This is a genomic window from Dietzia sp. B44 (assembly GCF_014145245.1).
Taxonomy (GTDB): domain Bacteria; phylum Actinomycetota; class Actinomycetes; order Mycobacteriales; family Mycobacteriaceae; genus Dietzia; species Dietzia natronolimnaea.
The window spans coordinates 389-2171 of record NZ_JAALEF010000523.1; the positions used below are offsets into that span (position 1 = coordinate 389).

Sequence of the window (1783 nt, forward strand, 5' to 3'; positions counted from 1 at the left end):
CAAGCTGATCGATTCGGCGAGCACGCTCCGAAGCAGAACCCGCGGGAAGCGGGAAGTCCTTCAGCGTCGTACCTGTGAACTCATACCTATCCGCCCAAGGCTGTTGGCTTACTCGTGCGCCGGAATCGCCGATTGGGTCCCCTCCCTTTGGGTAGCTGTTCTGCTTGAGCCAGAAGCACGCCGTCGACGAGTTCAGCACGCCCAACAGTTCGAGGTGCTCGTCCTCGCTTGCCCCCTCCGGCAACTTGATCACCGGCGCGGAACGGTTGAACACCTTCCCGCCGCGATCCAACACAAAATGGTTATGCGTCGCCACAAACGCAAACGCGATGCCAAGCGGGGACGAGAACCGCTTCTTGAAGAACATTGAATGGTCAAACCATCGCAGACCCCTCTCTTCAAGGGTCTGCTCAAAATCGACCCGCCGGGCCAAGGTTGCTCGGTTACGCCAAAAGAACCGATTGAGTTCGTCGCTCGGCGGAATCGGCTCCCCCCGCTGGTCGTATGGGAATACTGCGAGGGTGTCGAACTCAGCAGAGTAGTCGCGAACAGATTCCCCAGTGACTAGTGGAACCGTCTGAGCCAACCGATGAGTTCGCCGCGCGCTTAACGGCACAAAGAACGCGGGGTCAGAGCCTGTATGCGTCGTTCGTCCTATTGCGGACTGGACATCGCCCAACATGCTCCGAGTGGCCAGCGCGATCTGCTCAGTGACCTTTGGTGCGCTGCCACCCTGCAAAGACCAAGGATGCGCAGAAAGCATCTCGCGCGGCAGATCAAGCACACTTATCCATTGATCCTCGTGGCCCGGCACCTCGATGTGCTCAACAATGCTGCGCCACACTATCCCCTGGGCCGGATCTTCCGGTGCACCCGGCTCACCCTGAATTCCGAGTACCGCTCGAACAAAGCGATTCTTGCGCCTGGTCTTGGACTCGATCGGCCGATTGCGTGAAATGATAGTCACTGTGGGGGTGCCGTGACCGGGAATGTAGGCACCAGAGGTATCGATTATTTCTCGTAGGTCAATGCGTTCGAAGAATTCCTCGATTAGGGGAACGCCAAATTCGCGAGCCATAAACGAATTCGAGGTAATTTGGCCGATCCATCCTGCCCCTGCGGAGCCCAAATCGCCACGGCGCGCCAAGGCATGGAACTGTTCCATAAACGGCACCGTCAAGGCGTACGAACCCTTGCAATACCCATAGACTTCGCGGTATCGGACGTTCAAAGCCTTGTCTTTGACCGTGATGTACGGTGGGTTTCCCACGACCACGTCGTATTGACCGCGTCGAAGCACCCTCCTTAGATTCGCCTCGTCCTCGGTCGTGAGAGTCGCGCCGCTCGCGAGCTTGTCCGGGTCGAAGGAATCGCCCAGGGCCAAACCAGTTCTCGACTTAGTATCCTCACTCCACAGCAGCGCGTCGCCCGCGTACACCTGCAGCGGAAGCTCGGGCACGATTAGAAGACTCGCCCCACCGATCGCTCGGAGTGCCGCCACCATGAGTCGGAACTGGGCGATAGCCACGGCGAACGGGTTAATGTCCACCCCGTGAATGGAGGACAACGCCAGGCGCACCTGCTCGGTAGGCTCCATTCCCGGAGCCTCGGCTCGCCAATAGTCCAGCATCCGTTCGAATGCCCCGAGAAGGAAGTGCCCCGATCCGCAGGTGGGATCGATGATCTTGAAGTCCACCGCCCCGGTCCGACCCTCCGCATCAACCGACGGAAGCCTGGGTGAGCGTTCCTTCAGCGCCGGGGTCAGCGTGCGATCAAGGATGAA

The 1783-nt window shown here is 59.3% G+C and carries 1 protein-coding gene; it reads right to left on the reverse strand.

Annotation, left to right across the window (positions count from 1 at the left end):
• A partial coding sequence (gene pglX / locus G6017_RS16150; protein ID WP_347238039.1) for a BREX-2 system adenine-specific DNA-methyltransferase PglX occupies positions 1-1780 on the reverse strand: 1780 nt, incomplete at its 3' end.
• Between the last annotated feature and the right edge of the window lie 3 nt (positions 1781-1783).